We start from the raw sequence: 20,716 nt of genomic DNA on the forward strand, positions 1-20,716 counted from the left end.
AGGAGCAACCCGTACACTTTGTACATCCATTTTCGCCTGCTCGATTTTCACTGACTCATGGGAAGGACCGGCCATGCCATCACGCCGTGCCGCAACAGGTCCTGGTCCCTCCGGGTCAGCCACACGGGCAGGCCGCCGCGGCACCGCTGTCCCCGGCAGCCGCCATCTCGGCAACGGCGCGGCCAGGGGAGGGCACCCGGTGCTTGCGGGACTGGCCGTCCTGCTCTCCCTGACGCTGGTCTCCGGATTGGTTTTTGCCGGGGTGCAGCTGATGCGCCTGCAGAGCAACTTTGAAACCAAACCGCTGAACATCGGCCAGGACCAGGACGAATTCCCGGCAGACTCCAACAAGGACTCCATGCAGATCCTGGTGCTGGGCACGGATAACCGGGACGGCCAGGACTCCAACAACTCCGACGTGATGATGCTCGTCAACATGGCGGCGGACAGGTCCCACGTCACGGTCGTCAGCTTCCCGCGTGACCTCCTGGTTCCGCTGCCGGCCTGCACCGACCCGGAATCCGGAATGCAGTACCAGGCGATGGACCTTGGGCAGCTCAACGGAGCGCTGGGCAACGGCGGCCCCGGCTGCACGGTGGCAGCGATCAACGAGGTCACGGGGCTGAACATCGACCACTTCATGATGGCCGACTTCAACGCCGTCGAAGAGCTGTCCAATACCCTCGGCGGCGTGGAGGTCTGCGTCAACCAGCCCATCGACGATCCGCTCTCCGGCCTAAATATCCCCGCAGGTGTCTCCAGCATCCAGGGCGATCAGGCGCTGGCCTTCCTGCGCACCCGGCACGGTTTCGGCAACGGCGGTGACGAAGGCCGGATCGCGGCCCAGCAGAGCTTCCTCGCCTCCATGTTCCGCAAGGTCCAGGGCGAAGGCACGCTGAATAACCTGCCGCGGCTCTACTCCATCGCAGAGACCGTAACCAGGAACCTGACCGTGGACGAGGGGCTCACGGACATTCCGACGCTGATCGCTTTGGCGGGCCGGCTCAAGGACGTTGACCTGGGCAGCGTGGCATTCGTGACGGTTCCGGTGGCGCCGTATGAGCTGGATCCCAACCGGCTGGTGCTCGACGAGGCAGCAGCCCAGCCCCTGTTCGACACGCTGGTTTCGGACCAGCCGGTGACGGGGGAGGAAGAACCCGTTGCGCCGGCGGCAGAAGCCACCGAAGGCACGGAAACACCCCAGGCCACTGAGCCTGCCGTGGATCCTGCCGCCATTCCGGTGACGTTCCTTGACGGCATCAGCTCAGAGGCCAGCGGACGGGACGCCGAACTTGCGCGCTACCTCCTCAGTGAGGGGTTCACGCAGGCCATCGCAGGCGGACTCTCCCAGTCCACCACACCGGGAACTCAGGTCTTCTTCACCCCCGGCTACGACACCATGGCGCAGCAGGTTGCTGAAGCGCTTAACATTCCCTCCTCGCAGGTGAGTGCCAGCGCTGCCGTGAGCGGCGTCGTCGTGCAGGTGGGCGCCGACTTCCGGACCGGCAACACCATGAAGGATTCCGGTGACCTGGGCAGCCTGACGGGGCAGACCGCAGCGCAGGTTACGTGCCAGTCGGCCTTCGGTTACTAACGCTTTCCGGCAGCCCGTAACCTGCGTGCTAGTCTGAGCAGGTGCGCGCAGAGAACCTCCTTCTTAGCTGCCGCGGCGAGGCCTCACAATCCACTGATTAGGCCGAACCCTCGCTGCGGAGTTTGTGTTGCCCGGCCACCATTTCTGAAGCTCTCAAAGAAAAGGCCACCCAGACATTATGCGTAACGCACAGCAGCCCTCCGGAATGCCGGTCCATAAGTACGTCCCGTTCCAGGACCAGATCAGCGTCGAGCTGCCCGACCGCACCTGGCCGGACAAGGTCATCACGAAAGCCCCCCGCTGGTGTGCCGTGGACCTTCGTGACGGTAACCAGGCCCTCATTGATCCCATGACGCCCGAGCGCAAGCATAAAATGTTCGACCTGCTGGTCAACATGGGCTACAAGGAGATCGAAGTTGGATTCCCCTCGGCCTCGCAGCTGGACTTCGACTTTGTCCGCCAGCTGATCGAAGGCGACCGCATCCCCGACGATGTGACCATCCAGGTGCTGACCCAGTCACGCGAACACCTGATCGAGCGGACCTATGAGGCGCTCGAGGGCGCGGACCGTGCAATCGTGCACCTGTACAACTCAACGTCCGTCCTCCAGCGCAAGGTGGTGTTCAACACCGACCAGGACGGAATCGTGGACATCGCCCTGACCGGAGCGCGCCTGTGCAAAAAATACGAGGAGCAGCTGCGCGGCGTCGACGTCACGTACGAATACTCGCCGGAGTCCTACACCGGCACGGAACTGGACTTCGCGCTGCGGATCTCCAACGCTGTGGCTGATGTCCTCGAAGCGTCCCCGGACCGCCAGATGATCCTGAACCTGCCGGCCACCGTGGAAATGGCGACCCCCAACGTGTACGCGGACTCCATCGAATGGATGCACCGTAACCTGGCGAACCGGGATTCGATCATCCTCTCCCTGCACCCGCACAACGACCGCGGGACGGGCGTCGCCGCAGCGGAGCTGGGCTACCTGGCCGGAGCAGACCGGATTGAGGGCTGCCTGTTTGGCAACGGTGAGCGCACCGGCAACGTGGACCTGGTGACCCTGGGCATGAACCTGTTCGGCCAGGGAATCGACCCGGAGATCGACTTCTCCAACATGGACGAGATCCGGCGCACGGTCGAATACTGCAACCAGCTTCCTGTCCCGGAGCGGTCGCCCTACGGCGGCGACCTGGTCTTCACCGCCTTCTCCGGTTCGCACCAGGACGCCATCAAGAAGGGCTTCGAGTCCATGGAGAAGGAAGCTGCCGCTGCAGGGAAGTCCGTGGACGACCTGGAATGGGGCGTCCCCTACCTGCCGATCGATCCGAAGGACATCGGCCGCAGCTACGAAGCGGTCATCCGGGTCAACTCGCAGTCCGGCAAGGGCGGCGTTGCCTACCTGCTCAAGAGCGAGCACAACCTGGATCTGCCGCGCCGGGCACAGATCGAATTCTCCGGCGTGATCCAGCGCCGCACGGATACTGTGGGCGGCGAGGTCACCGGCGCCGAACTCTGGAAGGTTTTCCAGGACGAATACCTGCCCACCACCCCGGATTCCGGCGGGGAGCCTTGGGGCCACTACGCGCTGACCTCCGTCACGGCGGACACCTCGGAGAACGGCGACTTCCTGCTGACCGCCAGCCTGCGGGCCGGCGGGGTACAGCAGCGCCGGGTCGCTTCGGGAACCGGCCCCATCGACGCCCTGCTGGGCATCCTGGGCCAGGACGGGGTGGACGTCCGGCTGCTGGACTACACCGAGCATGCCCTGTCCGCCAGCGGGAACGCCATGGCCGCTGCCTATGTGGAACTCGCCGTCGGCGAACGCGTCCTGTGGGGTGTGGGGATCGACTCCAATACCACGCTCTCGGCGCTGAAAGCCGTGATCTCCGCCGTCAACCGGGCCATCCGGGACGGCGCTCCCGGCCAGGAGCACTGACGGTTCCGTACCAAAACGGCTCGCCCGGCTGCCTCCGCGGCCGGGCGCTGCCGTTCATGGGAAAATGGAACCGTGGCCACTAAGTCTTTCGCGTCGCGGACGTACCGCGACGAGGGTGTTGTCCTGCGCACCCATAAGCTCGGCGAAGCAGACCGGATCGTGATCCTACTGACCCGCAATCACGGCCAGGTGCGTGCCGTGGCCAAAGGCGTGCGCCGGACCTCCAGCAAATTCGGTGCCCGGCTGGAGCCCTTCATGGTTGTTGACCTGCAGCTCAGCCATGGACGAACCCTGGATATTGTGACTCAGGTACAGACGAAAGGCGCCTACGGGGCGGGCATCGCCGCTGACTATGCCAGCTACACCGCTGCCGCCGCCATCGCGGAAACTGCCGAGCGCCTGACCGACGTCGACGGGGAATCAGCCAATGCCCACTACCACCTGGTGATCGGTGCGCTGGCGGCGCTTAGCCGGTCCGCGCATGCGCCCGAGCTGATCCTCGATTCCTATCTCCTCCGGGCGCTGGCCACGGCAGGCTGGGCCCCCACCTTCACGGACTGCGCCCGCTGCAATGCACCCGGACCGCACAGCGCGTTTTCGGCGCCGCTGGGCGGGGCGGTGTGTCCGTCCTGCCGTCCACCGGGTTCGGCCTCGCCGTCGGCGGAAACGATGCTGCTGCTCGCCGCGCTGCTCACCGGCGACTGGGAAACGGCGGACGCAACCGGTCCCCAGCCGCGGCGGGAATCAGCCGGCCTGGTGGCCAGCTACCTGCAGTGGCATCTGGAACGAGTCATTAGATCCCTTCAACATGTGGAGCGTGTATAGCTTTGTTCTCCTCCCGAACCACCCCGGTCAGCGCGCCCTGGCCGCACCCGTCAGGTGCCGTGCCGCCGCCGGTGCCCAAGGATCTTGTGCCGGCGCACGTGGCTATTGTGATGGACGGCAACGGACGCTGGGCCAACCAGCGCGGACTCCCGCGCACCGAAGGGCACCGTGCCGGGGAAGCTGCACTGCTCGATGTGATGGCCGGGGCAGTCGAGATCGGGATCAGGCATGTCTCCGTCTACGCCTTCTCCACGGAAAACTGGAAGCGTTCCCCGGAAGAAGTCCGCTTCCTCATGGGTTTCAGCCGCGACGTGCTCCGGCGCCAGCGGGACCAGCTCGATGAGTGGGGTGTGCGGATCCGCTGGTCCGGACGGCGTCCCCGGCTCTGGCAGACCGTGGTCCGCGAGCTTGAGATCGCCGAGGAACAAACCAAGGACAACACCACCTGCACCCTGAACATGTGCGTCAACTATGGTGGCCGGGCGGAAATTACGGACGCGGTCAGCGCGATCGCCGAGGATGTGAAGAACGGCAAGCTGCGCCCCGGCAGCATTACCGAGAAGACAATCCAGCGCTACCTTGACGAACCCGACCTGCCCGACGTGGATCTGTTCCTCCGCACCTCCGGCGAGCAGCGGCTCTCCAACTTCATGCTCTGGCAATCCGCCTACGCGGAAATGGTCTTCATGGATACACTCTGGCCGGATGTTGACCGCCGAACCCTCTGGGAAGCAGTTGAAATCTATGCCCGCCGGGACCGCCGCTACGGGGGTGCGGTGGACCAGTCCGCCGCCGGAGCCTAGCCCGCGCAGCCGGTGCCACCAGAACTGTCAGTTCAGCAGGTACGCGGAGGACCACCGGTCCAGCTGGCTGTAGACCCGCCGGCGGACCGGCTTGGCGGATAGCAGGATGTCATGCAGCGCTCCGTCAAAGCGCAGTACCGTAACGCCGGGTCCCAGTAACAGACCCCGCTGGACCATCAGGGTGACGTCAAGGACACTGTCCGAAGTCATCATCGACTCATTCCAGGTTGCCCCGATGGTGGACCGGGCGGAGGCCATCAGCAGGATCGGGGCCGTGATGTCGAGCCCGCGGGCCACCTGGGCATGGCCTGCCAGCACCGCGGTGACCCATCCGGCCCGGACCGGCCAGCTTCCCCGTGGTTTCCATTCCGGGTGGAGCTCCCATTCGCCGTCAGCCTCGGCGCTGACGCTCCGCCAGTAAAAGTCCAGCTCCGGGATCTTGAGCCTGGTCTTCGGCCGGGTCCTGGCCAGCGGCTCCAAAATGCCGGCGGCGGCATTCCGCGCCAGGGACGAGCCCCGCAGCTCCAGCCACGGACTGTTCAGGATGAGTGTTTCGATCCGGCCCGGGTTCCGGTGGGCCCACAGCGACGCCACCAGGCCTCCGGTGGAATGAGCCATTAAGGATATCCGCACCGGCGTATCCCCGCCGCGGACCGTACGGATATCCTCCGCTGCCGCTGCCAGCGCCGCTTCAATATCGGCGTCGTAGTCAGCCAGGTCCGTAATGAAGCCCTCCGACTGGCCCGGGCGCAGGCTGCGCCCATATTTACGCAGGTCCAGGGCATAGAACACCACGCCGCGGTCAGCCCAGAAAGTGGCCAGTTCGGTCTGGAAGAAATAGTCCGTCCAGCCGTGGATATAAATGACGGCGTGAACAGGCTCCGGTACCACCGGGGCCGGAGTCCGGGAGAGCGCGGACCGGAGCCTGCCCATGAACGACGGCGGGGGAGGGGGTTCGGCGGTATAGGAGACCAGGGTGGCCACAACCGGTCCTTCGTCGTCTTCGCCGAGGTCGAGTGTGAGGTAACGGTAGCCGTCGCCGAGTCTGTCAGGTTGCCAGTTTTGCCCCATACACCGAGGTTACTGCACGGCACAGCGTCATCGGCGGGTGCCGGGCGGCCACGGATTTGGTCCCGGGGACGCGGAATGGAAGCATTAAACCATGCGCGTCTACCCCACGTTCTTCCGGATTGTCTTCTCCGGCATGGACCCAGAAAAAGCCCACAAATTCGGCTACCAAATGATCCGTGCAGCGGCCTGCACACCGGCGGCACCGGTTATGCGGGCACTCATGCGGCCCGCCCCGGAACTTGCCACCGAAGCACTTGGCCTGTCCTTCCCCTCACCCTTCGGCGTCGCCGCCGGCTTCGACAAGGAAGGCGCTGCCATTGTGGCGCTGAGCAACCTTGGGTTTGGCCATGTGGAGATTGGCACCGTCACGGCGCAGGCCCAGCCGGGCAACGCCAAGCCCCGTTTGTTCCGCCTGGTCGAGGACCGTGCGGTGATCAACCGGATGGGCTTCAACAACGACGGCGCTGCTGCGGTGGCCCCCCGGATCCGGAAGGCTGTGGACGGACTGCACCGGCGCTGGGGCCGCAGCCGGCCCATCGTGGGGGTCAACATTGGCAAGACCAAGAAGGTGGATCTCGCCGATGCCGTTGAGGACTATCTCGCCAGTACCAGGCTGCTTGCCGCTGACGCGGACTATCTGGTGGTGAACGTCAGTTCCCCCAACACCCCCGGCCTTCGCCAGCTGCAGAACATCGATTCGCTGCGGCCCCTGCTGTCCAGCGTGGGCCGGACTGCAGACGAAGCTGCCGGCCGGCACGTTCCGCTGCTGGTCAAGATCGCCCCGGACCTTACGGATGAAGATATTGACGACGTCGCGCGGCTGGCCCTGGACCTGAAGCTCGACGGTGTGGTCGCCACCAATACCACTGTGCGGCGCGACGGCCTGGTCACGGACCCGGAAACCGTCATCGCCGCCGGTGTGGGCGGGCTCAGCGGCGCCCCCCTGAAGGAACGGTCGCTGCAGGTGCTCCGCCGCCTGCGTGCCGCACTGGGGGAGGGGCCGGTCATCATTTCCGTTGGCGGCGTGGAATCCGGAAACGACGTGCAGCAGCGCCTCGACGCCGGGGCGAACCTGGTCCAGGGCTACACCGCCTTCCTCTATGAGGGGCCGTTCTGGGCCGCCAGGATCAACCGGCAGCTGCGCCGGCTGCGGCAGGGAAAGAGCTAACCACTGCCGTCGGCGGCAACACCGTCCGGGCTTTGAGCAGGCAGATAAAAGGGAGGGACCGCGGTGCGGTCCCTCCCTTTTGGGGCTTTATTGAAATGCCGGCGCTCCGTTGCCGCCGGACAGGGATCAGGTGTTAGGAGATTTTGTCGCCGCGGCGTACCTGCGGCTTCGGCAGGCGGAAGCGGCGCAGCTGCAGTGCCCGGGAGACGCCATACCAGACATCGCCCTGGTTCGGGGAACCGAATTTCTCCGTGAGCCGGCGCCGCAGGACGAACCGGATCCGGATGCTGTCAGCAATGACGAGGAGAATCAGGACCCAGAAAGCCATCAGGATAAAGCTCTGAACTGCGAGGTTCTGGATGAAGCTGGCCACCACGAAGACGGCGGCGGCGATCATCACGAACTCGCCAACATTCCAGCGGGCATCCACGACGTCGCGGACGAACCTGCGGTTCGGCCCCTTGTCACGCAGCGGCAGGTAGCGCTCGTCACCGGTGTCGAGAGCCGCGCGGGTCTTCAGGCGCTCTTCGCGCATGGCAGCACGGTTCGAATCGCGTGCCGCCTTGCGGTCATTGGGCACCAGCGGGCGCTGCCGGGCTGCCACCTGGTCCTTGCGGCGCGGTGTGGGAGCTCCCTTGCCAGCAGACGGGGAAGCAGCTCTCCGCGCCTCTTCCGCTTGGGCCGAGGCTGCCAGGTCCACAGTTTCCTGCGCGGTGGGCGCTTCTTTCTTTCGTCCGAACACTCATCAAGGATACCCTGAACCGCGCCGCGTGCGGGTGTGCGCACGCGGCGCGGTTCACGCCTGGAACGGGAGCTGCCCGCCCCTGATCAGCCCGGACATGGGGGAGCAGCAGGCTCGGTTGTAGGGTTTGCCCTATGACTTCTACACCCGAATCCTCCAGCGCCCTGCCGGACGAAGCGGCGCTGCGCGCCAGCGTAGCGGCAGCCTTCCCCCGCACCCTGGAAGACCTGACCAGCCTTGTGGCCATCCCCGGCATCGCCTGGGATTCCTTCGATCCGGTGCACCTGGACCATTCCGCTGAGGCCGTGGCGGAACTGCTCCGCGGCGCCGGACTCCGCGACGTGCAGATCCTTCGGGGGGAGCAGGACGGAAAGCCCGGCGGCCCCGCCGTCGTTGCCCGCCGCCCTGCCCAGGAGGGCAAGCCGACGGTCCTGCTCTACGCGCACCATGACGTACAGCCGCCCGGCGACCCGGAGCTGTGGGAGACCGAGCCGTTCACCGCAACGGAACGCAACGGCCGGCTGTACGGACGCGGCGCCGCGGACGACAAAGCCGGGATCCTGGTGCACGTGGGCGCGCTCCGTGCCCTCGACGATGTCCTTGGCGCTGATTCAGGCGTGGGGATCACCTTCTTCATCGAGGGGGAGGAGGAAGCGGGGTCGCCCACCTTCCGGAACTTCCTCGAAACACACCGGGACCTGCTGCAGGCGGATGTGATCGTCGTCGCGGATTCAGGGAACTGGAAGGTCGGCACCCCTGCCCTGACCACCAGCCTGCGCGGACTGGTGGACGGTACATTCGAAGTGCGTGTCCTTGGCCACGCGGTCCACTCCGGCATGTTTGGGGGGCCGGTGCTGGATGCTCCGACCCTGCTGGCCAGGCTGATCAGCACCTTCCATGATGACCAGGGCAACCTGGCAATCGACGGCCTCACCGGTTTCGATGACTCCGGGGTGGACTACCCGGAGCGGGATTTCCGTGAAGACTCCTCGGTCCTGGACTCGGTGCGGCTGGCGGGCAGCGGCACCATCGCCTCGCGCCTGTGGACCAAGCCTGCCCTTTCGATCATCGGTATCGATGTGCCGTCCGTGGCGATGGCCTCCAACACGATCCAGCCGGCCGCGAAGGCGAAGTTCAGCGTCCGGCTGGCTCCGGGACAGGACCCGGCGGCAGCCATGGATGCCATGGCCAGGCATCTCGAGGCGCACCGGCCGTTTGGGGCCGAAGTGATCTTCACGCCGGGGGAGAGCGGCAACGCTTTCGCCACTGACACCTCTGCCCCTGCTGCGCAGACCGCGCTCTGGGCGCTGGAAACAGCGTGGGGCACTGCCCCCGTGGAAATGGGCGTCGGAGGGTCCATCCCGTTCATCGCTGACCTTGTTGAGGTCTTTCCGGCAGCGCAGATCCTGATAACCGGGGTTGAAGATCCGGACTCCCGCGCGCACTCGGCCAATGAATCCCTGAACCTCGCGGACTTCGAGAACGCCATCCTCGCGGAGGCGCTCCTCTTGGCGCGCCTGGGAATACAGGAAACCCCCTAGACGGTTACGGGACCGGGGGTACCCCGACGTACCATGGAGTGAACTGGCTCCCGGTCCCGCAGTTTCAAGAATGACGGCCCACGAATGATCGACATTCGGACGTTACTGCCGGCAGGCCGGGTGCCCGGACGGAAAGAGAGAAGCAATGAGTACTTCCACGAGTGAGAATGCCGCCGGCCTGAGCGGGACGGAAGCGGAAGCAGAACTGCCGATCCATGACGTAGCGCTGTCCGACGTGGCAGCCGGCAAAGTTCGTTCCCTCCTGGAGCAGGAGGGCCGCACTGACCTTCGCCTGCGTGTGGCCGTACAGCCGGGCGGCTGCTCGGGCCTGATCTACCAGCTCTACTTCGATGAGCGGGTGCTGGACGGGGATGCAGTACGCGATTTCGACGGTGTCGAAGTCATTGTCGACAAGATGAGCGTGCCGTACCTGTCCGGGGCCTCCATTGATTTCGAGGACACCATTTCCAAGCAGGGCTTCACCATCGACAATCCCAACGCCGGTGGCTCCTGTGCCTGTGGAGACTCCTTCCACTAGGCCCAGCACGGTCCCCGGACCGTAATAGAGGGTATTCTGCCCGGCACGCGGTGCCGTCTGTCACTGGACAGCACCGCGTCCGGGGTAAGCTCTACACGTAGTAGTAAAACTGATCGTGCGCAGCTGGGGGTTTTTTTATGTCCGCTGTGCCGCACTTGCACGTAACAAGAGGAAGGGCCGTCTGTGAGTTCGCAGGACCGAACCAGCAGCCGACGCGCCAGGATCTTAAAGATCTCAGCCGTAACGTCGGCCGGCGCGTTGTTTTTATCGGGATGTTCGTCGGATGTCCAAAGGGGCTGGTTGCCCACGGAACACGACACGACCAACCACACCGGCCGCATCATGGACCTCTGGGTCAATTCATGGATCGCAGCTCTGGCCGTTGGTATCCTCACCTGGGGCCTGCTCCTCTGGTGCATCATCGCTTACCGGCGCCGCAAGGGTGAGACGGGCTACCCCCGCCAGCTGAGCTACAACCTCCCGCTGGAAATCTTCTACACGGCCATCCCGCTGTTCATGGTCCTGGTGCTGTTCTTCTTCACCGACCAGGACATCCGGGCACTTGAGGCCCGCGATGACAACCCGGACGTCGTCGTCGATGTCCGCGGTAAGCAGTGGTCTTGGGACTTCAACTATGTCAACGAAGACAAGTACTACAGCGGAGTCCAGGTCAACCTCGACGGCCAGGAGAAGGCCGAATCAGAGATGCCGACCCTGTACCTGCCGGTGAACAAGTCGGTTGAACTGCAGCTGAACGCCCGCGACGTCATCCACTCCTTCTGGGTCCCCGCGTTCCTGCAGAAGAAGGACATGATCCCGGGCCGCACCAACTACATCACTCTTACCCCGCAGCAGGAAGGCACCTTCGAAGGAAAGTGCGCTGAGCTCTGCGGCGAGTACCACTCCGAGATGCTCTTCAACGTGAAGGTTGTTTCCGAGGCCGAGTACGAGGCCTACCTGGCCACCCTCAATGATGGCCAGCTGGGTGCGGAGTACGACCGCAACACCAACCTGAATCCGACGAAGTAAGGAGGTAGGAGGAAAGCAATGACTACCCTGGAATACACTTCGGAGGAATCACGCACGCAGGTCACCCCGCGCGTTGTGCCGGTCTCCAAGGGACGCATCGTCGTCAACTGGATCACCTCCACTGACCACAAGACCATCGGGTACATGTACCTGATCGCCTCATTCATTTTCTTCTGCCTCGGCGGCGTGATGGCCCTGGTCATCCGTGCCGAGCTGTTTGAACCCGGTATGCAGATCCTGCAGACCAAGGAGCAGTACAACCAGCTGTTCACCATGCACGGCACGGTGATGCTGCTGATGTTCGCCACCCCGCTGTTCGCCGGGTTCGCCAACGTCATCATGCCGTTGCAGATCGGTGCACCCGACGTCGCGTTCCCGCGGCTCAATGCCCTTGCCTTCTGGTTCTTCCTCTTTGGCAGCGTCATCGCAGTCTCCGGCTTCATCACCCCGCAGGGCGCAGCGTCCTTCGGCTGGTTTGCCTACGCACCGTTGTCGAATACAACGTTCTCGCCAGGTGTGGGCGGTGACCTCTGGGTCTTCGGCCTCGCGCTCTCCGGCTTCGGCACCATCCTGGGCGGCGTCAACTTCATCACCACGATCATCTGCATGCGTGCCCCGGGCATGACCATGTGGCGGATGCCGATCTTCACCTGGAACACCCTGGTCACGGCCATCCTGATCCTGATGGCCTTCCCGCCGCTGGCGGCCGCACTGTTCGCCCTCGGCGCTGACCGCCGTTTCGGTGCTCATATATTTGATCCGGAGAACGGCGGTGCCATCCTCTGGCAGCACCTGTTCTGGTTCTTCGGGCACCCTGAGGTGTACATCATCGCGCTGCCGTTCTTCGGTATCGTTTCGGAGATCTTCCCGGTCTTCAGCCGCAAGCCGATCTTCGGCTACAAGGGCCTGGTATACGCCACCATTGCCATCGCAGCTCTGTCCGTGACCGTGTGGGCACACCACATGTACGTCACCGGCGGCGTCCTGCTTCCGTTCTTCGCCTTCATGACGATGCTGATTGCGGTACCAACAGGTGTGAAGTTCTTCAACTGGATCGGCACGATGTGGCGGGGATCGATTACGTTCGAGACTCCCATGCTCTGGAGCATCGGCTTCCTGATCACCTTCCTGTTCGGTGGACTGACCGGCATCATCCTCTCCTCCCCGCCGCTGGACTTCCACGTCTCGGATACGTACTTCGTGGTCGCCCACTTCCACTACGTTGTCTTCGGAACCGTCGTCTTCGCGATGTTCGCCGGCTTCTACTTCTGGTGGCCGAAGTGGACCGGCAAGATGCTCAACGAACGCCTCGGCAAGATCCACTTCTGGCTGCTGTTCCTGGGCTTCCACGGCACGTTCATGATCCAGCACTGGCTGGGTGTCATCGGCATGCCGCGCCGTTACGCGGACTACCTGGTGGAAGACAACTTCACCGCTATGAACCAGTTCTCCACCATCGCCTCCTTCGTCCTGGGTGCCTCGCTGATTCCGTTCTTCTGGAACGTGTACATCACCTGGCGCCATGGCAAGAAGGTCGAAGTTGATGATCCCTGGGGCTTCGGCGCCTCGCTCGAGTGGGCTACGTCCTGCCCGCCGCCGCGTCACAACTTCACGTCACTGCCGCGTATCCGTTCGGAGCGTCCGGCACTGGACCTGCACCACCCGGAACTTCAGCAGACCGTGACGAACGAGTCCGCGCCGGGCAAGGTCTACGGTTCCGCTGACCGCCAGGAGGCCGCAAAGTGAAAATCGAGTCCAAGCTCTTCCTGCTGATGGCTCCGTTCTTCCTCCTGGTAGGCGTCGTGTACGGCTACCTCGTGGAGTGGATGGAACCGGTTGGTTTCCTGGCGCTCTTCCTGACGGCCGGCATGTCCCTGATGGTGGGCTACTACCTGGCCTTCACCGCACGCCGGATCGGCATGCGGCCGGAGGACCGGCTGGATGCGGAAATCCACGAAGGCTCCGGCGAGCAGGGCTTCTTCAGCCCGTGGAGCTGGTGGCCCCTGGTCCTGGCTACCGCCTGCGCAGCCGGTTTCCTCGGCCTGGCAGTCGGCTGGTGGGTCTTCTACATCGGTGCAGGCCTTGCCGTCATTGCCCTCATCGGCTGGGTTTTCGAGTACAGCCGCGGGAGCCACGCCCACTAGGGCGTCTGCCGCTGGTTAGCTTCAGCTAAGGGGAGGATCCGCACTGCGGATCCTCCCTTTTTGCTTCGCCGGCCGCGTTTTGACCGGGGCACCGGATGCGCTGAGGGGTTCCTGCCTGGCGGTATCCTAAAGACAGTGCCGCATTATCCTCTACAGGGGGTTCCCTCCGAATGTTTGCCGTGTCCGCCCCTGCCCAGGTCCTCTTGTGATTGCGAGGGCCCTGCGGGACTTTCCCGAATCCATTGACGCCGCCTCCGGCGTCCCAAAACACCGACAGCTGGAGAGCATTCTCCGCCGCTTCGTGGACCAGCATGCACCGGCAGGGGCAGCCCTGCCGTCGGAAAGGGAACTTTCCAGCCACTTCGGTGTGGCCCGGATGACCATCCGCCAGGCCATCGATGCACTCGTTGCAGACGAGGTCCTGGAACGCGTTGTGGGCGTGGGCACGTTCGTGGCACGGCCAAAGCTCGACCTGCAGATCAAACTGACGTCCTACAGCGAGGAAATGCACCGCCGCGGTATGGTTCCTGACGCGCGCGTACTGACCTTTGAACAAGTCCCAGCCTCGCATCTGGTGGCACGGGAGCTGCAGATCGACCCGGGACAGCCCGTGGTGCGTTTCCGCCGCCAGCTGCTCGCCGACGGCGAGCCCATGAGCGTCGACGAAAATTTCATCCCTGCGTGGCAGGTGCCGGGCATGCTCGACGAAGAGCCGCCCACCTCGCTCTACCGGGTACTCAGCGAGCGGTACGGGATGGTCATTGAATGGGGTGAGGACACCATTGAAGCAACCGCCGCCTCAGCCTCCATTGCCCGCCTGCTCAACGTTGAGCTTGGCGCCCCGCTGCTGAAGATCCAGCGCCATGCGTACGTATCACGCTCCATGGTGGACTATTCCGTTTCCTATTACCGTGCCGACCGGTACAAGCTCTGGGTGCCTCTCCAGCGCCCCGGCATCCGGACACCGCGCAGTTACCACCCCGGACGCCACCAGGCGACCTGACAAAGAATGGAGGGATCGCCGAATGGAGATCCTGAGGATGTACAAGCAGGACCCGCCCCGCGGGATGTTGTTCAAGGAAGCCGTCTACGAGCCCGAGGACGGATCGTTCATGACGACGAAGGGGAGGGTGGGGCACGAAGGCACAGTAGCTGTCCGCGAAGACGTTGACGCCGATGCCGCCGCGGCCCTGCTGGCGAAATTTGGCGAAGCGGCGGCAGCCGAGGGCTATGCCGAGATCCCGGAAGAGGAACAGCACTGGGTGATCGCCCAGTACCGGCTGAAGTCCCGTGAGGGCACCGAACGGGACCGGTACCTCGAACATAAGGCGGCGACCGCCATCGGGACTTACTTCTCCTGGCGGGGCCTCGGATCGGTGGAGGAAACCGCCTTCGGTCCCTACAAGCTGAACATCCTGTGCCTGGTTCCGGACGTCAAGCTGGCGGTGAGGGGCATCCAGGTGGTCATCCGGGAATCCCGGCTGGATTTCACGAAACTGAGCATCGGGGCTGCCCCGTACGACGGTTTGGACCACCCCGAGCGGAAGCATCCTCTGCCGTCCCGGGAGCCCTTCGAGCTTTAGGCCTTTCACAGCTGTGCGCAGCCGCTGTGGAATCCCGGACGCAAAAAAGCTCCCGGCCAGCAATGCTGGCCGGGAGCTTTTTGTGGGGAAAGGCTAGTGCTTCTCGATGGAAGCGGAAGCCTGGTCCTCTTCGCTTGCCTCAACTTCGGCAGGCGCTTCGTGATGGTGTGCGGCTTCAAGTTCAGCCGGCGTCACCGGAGCGACACGGTCCTCGAAGAAGAACCGGGAGACGGCGCCGCGGCGCTTCTCCGAGCGGCTCACCTTGCCCTTGGCATCCGGCTGGGCCGGCAGGACCTGGGGCGAGTCGAAAGCAACCAGCTTGTAGCGCTTGAACTCGTCGACCGGTTCGTGGACCTCGATGTACTCACCGTGCGGAAGGCGGACAATGCGTCCGCTTTCCACGCCGTGCAGGACGATTTCGCGGTCCTTGCGCTGCAGCGCCAGGGCGATGCGGCGGGTCACGATGAAGCCGATGATCGGGCCGAAGAAGAACAGGAAGCGCAGCCAGTAGGTGACATCGTTCAGCGACACATGGAAGTGCGTGGCGACGAGGTCGGAGCTGGCAGCAGCCCACATAACGCAGTAGAAGATAACGCCGGCAACGCCGATGGCGGTGCGGGTCGGCGCGTTGCGCGGACGGTCAAGCAGGTTGTGGATTCGCTTGTCCTTGGTGACCCAGGCTTCGATCCACGGCCACGTGAAGAGCAGCGTGAAGACGATGCCCGCAGGAACCAGCGCCGGCAGGAGCACGTTCAGGGACAGCGTGTTGACGCCCCAGGGGAACGGAATGTTCCATTCGAACGGGAAGCCGAACAGCCAGCCCGGCATCAGGCGCAGTGCACCGTCGACCCAGCCGATGTACCAGTCAGGCTGGGTGCCTGCCGAAACGGGGGAGGGGTCGTAGGGACCATAGTTCCAGATCGGGTTGACCGTAAACACCGCGGAGATGAACGCCACGATGCCGAAGACGATGAAGAAGAATCCACCGGCCTTGGCTGCGTAGACAGGTCCGACAGGGAAGCCGACAACGTTGTTGTTGGTGCGTCCCGGGCCGCGCCACTGGGTGTGCTTGTGGATAACGACCATAAACAGGTGGATGGCAATCATCAGCAGGATGAGCGCCGGAACCAGCAGGATGTGCAGCACATACAGGCGGCCGATCACAGCAGTACCGGGGAACTCTCCGCCGAAGAGGAAGAAGCTGATGTAGGTGCCAACGACGGGGACTGCCTTGATGACGCCGTCAATGATGCGCAGGCCGTTGCCGGACAGCAGATCATCCGGCAGGGAGTAACCGGTGAAGCCGGCAGCGAGGGCCAGGATCAGCAGTACGCCGCCGACAACCCAGTTGAGCTCACGGGGCTTGCGGAACGCGCCGGTGAAGAACACGCGCAGCATGTGGACGGAGACCGATGCCACGAACAGCAGGGCCGACCAGTGGTGTACCTGGCGCATGAAGAGGCCGCCGCGGATATCGAAGGAAATGTCCAGCGACGAGGCGTACGCCACGGACATCTCCACACCCTTGAGCGGCACATAACTGCCGTTGTAGTGGGTTTCCGCCATCGACGGATCGAAGAAGAACGTCAGGAACGTTCCGGAGAGAAGCAGGATGACGAAGGTGTAGAGCGCCACTTCGCCGAACATAAAGGACCAGTGGTCAGGAAAGACCTTGCGGCCGAACTCCTTGACCATCATGGATCCGCTGACGCGGGAATCCACGAAGTTGGTGATACGTCCGAGCTTCGTCTTCGGCTCGTACGTGCTGGTTGCAGAGGTAGCAGTCATGATCAGCCACGCTCCCAGTAGCTCGGTCCAACGGGTTCGGTGAAGTCGCTGGTCGCGATGAGGTAGCCCTCATCGTCAACGGCGATCGGCAGCTGAGGCAGCGGCCGGACGGCCGGTCCGAAGATGACCGCGCATTCCTGCGTCAGGTCGAACGTGGACTGGTGGCACGGGCAAAGCAGGTGGTGCGTGTGCTGCTCGTACAGGGCAACCGGGCAGCCAACGTGCGTGCAGATCTTCGAGTAGGCGACAATGCCGTCCACCGACCAGTCTTCACGGCCGGGGGAGGGGTTGAGCTTGGAAGGATCCAGGCGCATCAGCAGGACAACAGCCTTGGCCTTCTCCTCCAGCTTGTGCTCGGCGTCGTTCAGGCCTTCGGGGATCACGTGGAACGCGGAACCAAGGGTGACATCCGATGCCTTGATCGGGGTGCCGCTCGGATCGCGGGTCAGGCGCACGCCGTTGTCCCACATGGTGTGACGCAGGACGTCGCCCGGAAGCGGACCCAGGTCGCGGAACATTGCGATGGCGGGAAGCGGTGCCAGTGCCACCGCACCCAGGAGGGTGTTGCGGATGAGCGGGCGGCGCTTGATCCCGGTCTCCTCGATGATGTCGCCGATCATCTTTTCGGCGACAACGCGGTCTTCCTCCGGACGGACCTCGTGGCGTTCCTCAATGACTTCGTGGTCCGGCATGAGGGTCTTGGCCCAATGCACGATACCGACGCCGATGCCAAGCATCGCGAATGCGGTGCCGAGACCGAGGAAGAGGTTCTGCACCCGCAGGGTGCCGATGGTCTCGTCCAGCCGGATAAAGAAATACGCGTAGAAAAAGAGCAGCGTTCCGATGACCGAGATGGCGAAGAGAATCGCCACCTGCTTTTCGGCGCGCTTCTCTGCCCGGGGATCCGTGTCGGCCAGGCGAGGACGGTGCGGGGGAAGTCCAGGATTCTGGAATTCCCCTTCTACGCCCTGGCCAGCCGTAGCAACGGTGCCCGAGGTGTTCGGACTGCCGTGACTATGGTCGCCCATGATCCCCCTCATCCTTCTCTTGAAACTGCATTAGTAGACCTATGTGTAACTGTGATGTCACCCCGTGGGGTGAGCGCGGCGATGGTTAGGAAGACCGGGAGGTCAACCAGATGGTGAAAGCAATGATCAGGCCAAGTCCGGCCGTCCAGATGAACAGGCCTTCGGAAACCGGACCGAGTGAACCGAGTTCGGCGCCACCGGGAGAGCCGTTGGCTTCGACGGTCTTCAGGAAGGTGATGATGTCCTGCTTCTCCTCGGGGGAGATGTTGGCATCGGAGAAGACGGGCATGTTCTGCGGGCCGGTGACCATGGCCTCGTAGATGTGCTCTTCGCTGACGCCTTCAAGGGCAGGGGCGAACTTGCCGCGGGTCAGGGCGCCGCCGGCGCCTGCTGCGTTGTGGCACATGGCGCAGTTGACCCGGAACAGCTCGCCGCCGGCAGCTGCGTCGCCGGTGGTCTCCAGGTACTGCTCTTCAGGAACGGAGGGACCTGCGCCGAGGGAGGCTACATAAGCAGCCAGCTGCGCGGTCTGGTCCTCGTTGAACTGCGCCGGCTTCTGCTGGGCCTGCGGGCCCTGCATAGCCATCGGCATACGGCCGGTGCCGACCTGGAAGTCGACCGATGCCGCACCGACGCCTACAAGGGAGGGTCCGTTCTCGGTTCCGGTGGACTCCATGCCGTGGCAGGTTGCGCAGTTGGCAATGAAAAGCTTCTCGCCCTGCTGCACATCATCGGCAGTGTAGGTAGTGGCGGCCTGTGCCTCGTTCGCTCCGCTGGCGGCTGCATAGATGCCACCGGTAACGATGAGGCCCAGCAGCAGCAGTACTACTGCTGCCAAGGGGTGACGTCGCCTTTGCGATAGTGCCTTCACTTAGTGGTTCCTAACTTGTGTGGTCTTTTGGTTGCTCGTGCCACTTTGGATCTTGGTGTGGTGATGCCCAGCTGGCGGGCTACTTGAGGAAGTAGATGATGACGAAGAGGGCAATCCAGACCACGTCAACGAAGTGCCAGTAGTAGGACGTCACGATCGCCGAGGTTGCCTCGAAGTGGCCGAACCGCTTGGCGGCGTAGGCACGTCCGATGATGAACAGGAAGGCGATCAGGCCGCCGGCCACGTGCAGGCCGTGGAAGCCGGTGGTGATGTAGAAGGAGGATCCGTACGCGTTCGAGGAGAGCGAGATGCCGTGGGACACAAGCTCGGCGTACTCGTATGCCTGTACGGCAACGAAGATTGCTCCGAGGAGGAAGGTCAGGAAGAACCACTCGACCATTCCCCAACGTGCGATCTGGAAGAAGCCGCCGGTACGGCGCGGCTGGAGCCGCTCGGCGGCAAAGACACCGAACTGGCAGCTAAAGGAGCTGGAAACAAGGATCACCGTGTTCACGAAGGCGAAGGGCACGTTCAGCTTGGCTGTTTCGATCTCCCACATCTCGCCCGAGGTGGAGCGGAGAGTGAAGTACATCGCAAACAGCGCAGCAAAGAACATGAGCTCGCTCGAGAGCCACACCACGGTCCCTACGGAGACCATATTGGGGCGGTTCAGCGTGGGGTGAGCCGGGGTACTGGGGGCATGGGTCGCTGTTGTCACATAGACATTATGGCCGCAAAACTCCCCACTTCACCAACAGAACGGCACGAACGGCGAGTCCGATTCGTTCCCAAACCGCCCGCTTCCCAATAACGGCGCGGAACTGACGCTCCGGAAACAAATCAGCATTTTCTACAATTCGTAGATAACCTAGGTTGTGTGAGTACGTTTCCGAGTTCCAAGCACACCTGGCCGACGCTGATCAACGCTCTCATTGCGGGAGAGGACCTGAGTACCGAACAGACCTGGTGGGCCATGAACACGATCATGGCCGGAGAGGCGACGGACGCCCAGATCGCCGGGTTCCTGGTGTCCCTGCGGGCCAAGGGCGAAAGTGTTGAAGAGCTCACCGGCCTGGTCGAGGCGATGCTGGAGAACGCCCGGCCCATCTCCATTCCCGGCGAAACACTGGACATCGTTGGAACCGGCGGAGACCGCCACAACACCGTGAACATTTCGTCGATGGCTGCCCTCGTGTGTGCCGGCGCCGGGGCCAAGGTGGTTAAGCATGGCAACCGCGCGGCGTCGTCGTCCTCCGGTTCCGCCGATGTCATTGAAGCCCTGGGTGTCCGCCTGGATCTACCGGTGGAGCGCGTTGCGGAAGCCGCCGTGGAGGCGGGAATCACGTTCTGCTTCGCCCAGGTGTTCCACCCGTCGATGCGCTTCGCTGCCGTCGCCCGGCGCGACATGGGCGTACCCACCGCCTTTAACTTCATGGGACCGCTGACCAATCCTTCGCGCCCGTCCGCATCCGCGATTGGCGTTGCCGACGAGCGCCTTGCGCCGCTTATCGCCGGAGTGCTGGCAGCCCGGGGTGTCCGGGCGCTGGTGTTCCGCGGCGGAGACGGCCTGGATGAACTGACGACGACGGGTCCCTCCACTGTCTGGGAGGTGCGTAACGGCACCGTGGAGCGCTCCGTGGTGGATCCCCTGGATATCGGGATCAGCAGGGCTACGCTGGACGATCTGCGCGGGGGCAACGCCGCGGCCAACGCCGCCGTCGTACTAAGCGTCCTCGCCGGAGACAAGGGTCCGGTACGGGACGCGGTGCTGCTGAACGCGGCGGCCGCGCTGGTGGCCCTGGATACTTCCGCCCACGGCACGCTGCCGGAGCGCCTCAGTGCAGCCCTGCGGCGTGCTGAGGAGTCAGTGGACAGCGGACAGGCGCGGGCTGCGCTGGACCGGTGGGTGGAGGTTACGCAGTAGTCCTGCGGACTCCGGCGTTCCAGATGCCGAAAAAAGAGGCAGGCCACGGTGGCCTGCCTCTTTTTTGTGCCCGTTTTGGCGTGGATCACAGCAAAGTTCGTTATCCAAACGTTGTAGCTGGTGCTGCGTTA

19 protein-coding genes are annotated in these 20,716 nt (G+C 63.8%); 13 read left to right on the top strand and 6 right to left on the bottom strand.

Annotated features, from left to right (window positions below; genetic code table 11):
* Window positions 1–73: 73 nt before the first annotated feature.
* The 4 genes from H9638_RS07350 (at window position 74) to H9638_RS07365 (ending at window position 5,158) form a co-directional block, all read left to right on the top strand.
* Window positions 74–1,594: an LCP family protein gene (locus H9638_RS07350; RefSeq protein ID WP_191746556.1), complete on the top strand. Its 1,521-nt coding sequence runs from the start codon at window positions 74–76 to the stop codon at window positions 1,592–1,594.
* 178 nt (window positions 1,595–1,772) lie between these two features.
* Window positions 1,773–3,530 carry a 2-isopropylmalate synthase gene (gene leuA, locus H9638_RS07355; RefSeq protein ID WP_191746557.1) on the top strand — a complete coding sequence of 586 codons (1,758 nt, stop codon included), beginning with the start codon at window positions 1,773–1,775 and terminating at the stop codon, window positions 3,528–3,530.
* Window positions 3,531–3,602: 72 nt separating this feature from the next.
* The gene (gene recO, locus H9638_RS07360) at window positions 3,603–4,355 is read left to right on the top strand and encodes a DNA repair protein RecO (RefSeq protein ID WP_191746558.1); all 753 of its coding nucleotides are present in this window, start codon (window positions 3,603–3,605) and stop codon (window positions 4,353–4,355) included.
* 2 nt (window positions 4,356–4,357) lie between these two features.
* On the top strand, window positions 4,358–5,158 hold the full coding sequence (locus H9638_RS07365; RefSeq protein WP_225217138.1) for an isoprenyl transferase: 801 nt from the start codon (window positions 4,358–4,360) through the stop codon (window positions 5,156–5,158).
* A 27-nt stretch (window positions 5,159–5,185) separates the two neighbouring features.
* Here the strand turns inward: H9638_RS07365 and H9638_RS07370 are convergent, their stop codons facing one another.
* Entirely contained in the window at window positions 5,186–6,229 is a 1,044-nt protein-coding gene (locus H9638_RS07370) for an alpha/beta hydrolase (protein ID WP_191746559.1), read from the bottom strand.
* Window positions 6,230–6,320: 91 nt separating this feature from the next.
* Here H9638_RS07370 and H9638_RS07375 point away from each other — a divergent pair, with 91 nt between their 5' ends.
* Window positions 6,321–7,397: a quinone-dependent dihydroorotate dehydrogenase gene (locus H9638_RS07375; RefSeq protein ID WP_191746560.1), complete on the top strand. Its 1,077-nt coding sequence runs from the start codon at window positions 6,321–6,323 to the stop codon at window positions 7,395–7,397.
* A gap of 133 nt (window positions 7,398–7,530) precedes the next feature.
* Here the strand turns inward: H9638_RS07375 and H9638_RS07380 are convergent, their stop codons facing one another.
* On the bottom strand, window positions 7,531–8,139 hold the full coding sequence (locus H9638_RS07380) for a DUF3043 domain-containing protein (RefSeq protein WP_191746561.1): 609 nt from the start codon (window positions 8,137–8,139) through the stop codon (window positions 7,531–7,533).
* A 134-nt stretch (window positions 8,140–8,273) separates the two neighbouring features.
* Here H9638_RS07380 and H9638_RS07385 point away from each other — a divergent pair, with 134 nt between their 5' ends.
* From H9638_RS07385 to H9638_RS07415, 7 genes are all read left to right on the top strand, one after another.
* A complete protein-coding gene (locus tag H9638_RS07385) occupies window positions 8,274–9,680 on the top strand; it encodes a dipeptidase (RefSeq protein ID WP_191746562.1) in 1,407 nt (468 codons plus the stop codon).
* 145 nt (window positions 9,681–9,825) lie between these two features.
* A complete protein-coding gene (locus tag H9638_RS07390; RefSeq protein ID WP_191746563.1) occupies window positions 9,826–10,218 on the top strand; it encodes a HesB/IscA family protein in 393 nt (130 codons plus the stop codon).
* A gap of 183 nt (window positions 10,219–10,401) precedes the next feature.
* On the top strand, window positions 10,402–11,247 hold the full coding sequence (ctaC, locus tag H9638_RS07395; RefSeq protein WP_191746564.1) for an aa3-type cytochrome oxidase subunit II: 846 nt from the start codon (window positions 10,402–10,404) through the stop codon (window positions 11,245–11,247).
* 18 nt (window positions 11,248–11,265) lie between these two features.
* Complete coding sequence (ctaD, locus tag H9638_RS07400; protein ID WP_191746565.1) at window positions 11,266–12,993, top strand: aa3-type cytochrome oxidase subunit I; 1,728 nt, start codon at window positions 11,266–11,268, stop codon at window positions 12,991–12,993.
* The gene (locus tag H9638_RS07405) at window positions 12,990–13,391 is read left to right on the top strand and encodes a cytochrome c oxidase subunit 4 (RefSeq protein ID WP_191746566.1); all 402 of its coding nucleotides are present in this window, start codon (window positions 12,990–12,992) and stop codon (window positions 13,389–13,391) included. Before ctaD ends, H9638_RS07405 begins: the two co-directional genes overlap by 4 nt.
* A 208-nt stretch (window positions 13,392–13,599) precedes the next feature.
* The gene (locus H9638_RS07410) at window positions 13,600–14,394 is read left to right on the top strand and encodes a GntR family transcriptional regulator (RefSeq protein ID WP_318241828.1); all 795 of its coding nucleotides are present in this window, start codon (window positions 13,600–13,602) and stop codon (window positions 14,392–14,394) included.
* A 22-nt stretch (window positions 14,395–14,416) separates the two neighbouring features.
* Window positions 14,417–14,974, top strand: a complete 558-nt coding sequence (locus tag H9638_RS07415) for a hypothetical protein (protein ID WP_191746567.1) — start codon at window positions 14,417–14,419, stop codon at window positions 14,972–14,974.
* A gap of 93 nt (window positions 14,975–15,067) precedes the next feature.
* On the opposite strand, the gene qcrB is transcribed toward H9638_RS07415, so the two are convergent.
* The 4 genes from qcrB to ctaE form a co-directional block, all read right to left on the bottom strand.
* The gene (gene qcrB / locus H9638_RS07420) at window positions 15,068–16,762 is read right to left on the bottom strand and encodes a cytochrome bc1 complex cytochrome b subunit (RefSeq protein WP_191746568.1); all 1,695 of its coding nucleotides are present in this window, start codon (window positions 16,760–16,762) and stop codon (window positions 15,068–15,070) included.
* A gap of 2 nt (window positions 16,763–16,764) precedes the next feature.
* Window positions 16,765–17,790 (bottom strand): cytochrome bc1 complex Rieske iron-sulfur subunit, encoded by a 1,026-nt coding sequence (gene qcrA, locus H9638_RS07425; protein ID WP_066297703.1) that lies wholly within the window; start codon window positions 17,788–17,790, stop codon window positions 16,765–16,767.
* Window positions 17,791–17,875: 85 nt separating this feature from the next.
* Window positions 17,876–18,661, bottom strand: coding sequence for a cytochrome bc1 complex diheme cytochrome c subunit (gene qcrC / locus H9638_RS07430; protein WP_191746569.1), 786 nt, complete (start codon window positions 18,659–18,661; stop codon window positions 17,876–17,878).
* Window positions 18,662–18,740: 79 nt separating this feature from the next.
* Complete coding sequence (gene ctaE / locus H9638_RS07435) at window positions 18,741–19,379, bottom strand: aa3-type cytochrome oxidase subunit III (protein WP_191746570.1); 639 nt, start codon at window positions 19,377–19,379, stop codon at window positions 18,741–18,743.
* A gap of 159 nt (window positions 19,380–19,538) precedes the next feature.
* On the opposite strand from ctaE, the gene trpD reads away from it, so the two are divergent.
* Window positions 19,539–20,585 carry an anthranilate phosphoribosyltransferase gene (trpD, locus tag H9638_RS07440; protein WP_191746571.1) on the top strand — a complete coding sequence of 349 codons (1,047 nt, stop codon included), beginning with the start codon at window positions 19,539–19,541 and terminating at the stop codon, window positions 20,583–20,585.
* Window positions 20,586–20,716 lie beyond the last annotated feature (131 nt).

Source organism: Arthrobacter pullicola, from assembly GCF_014836875.1.
Lineage (GTDB): Bacteria > Actinomycetota > Actinomycetes > Actinomycetales > Micrococcaceae > Arthrobacter_B > Arthrobacter_B pullicola.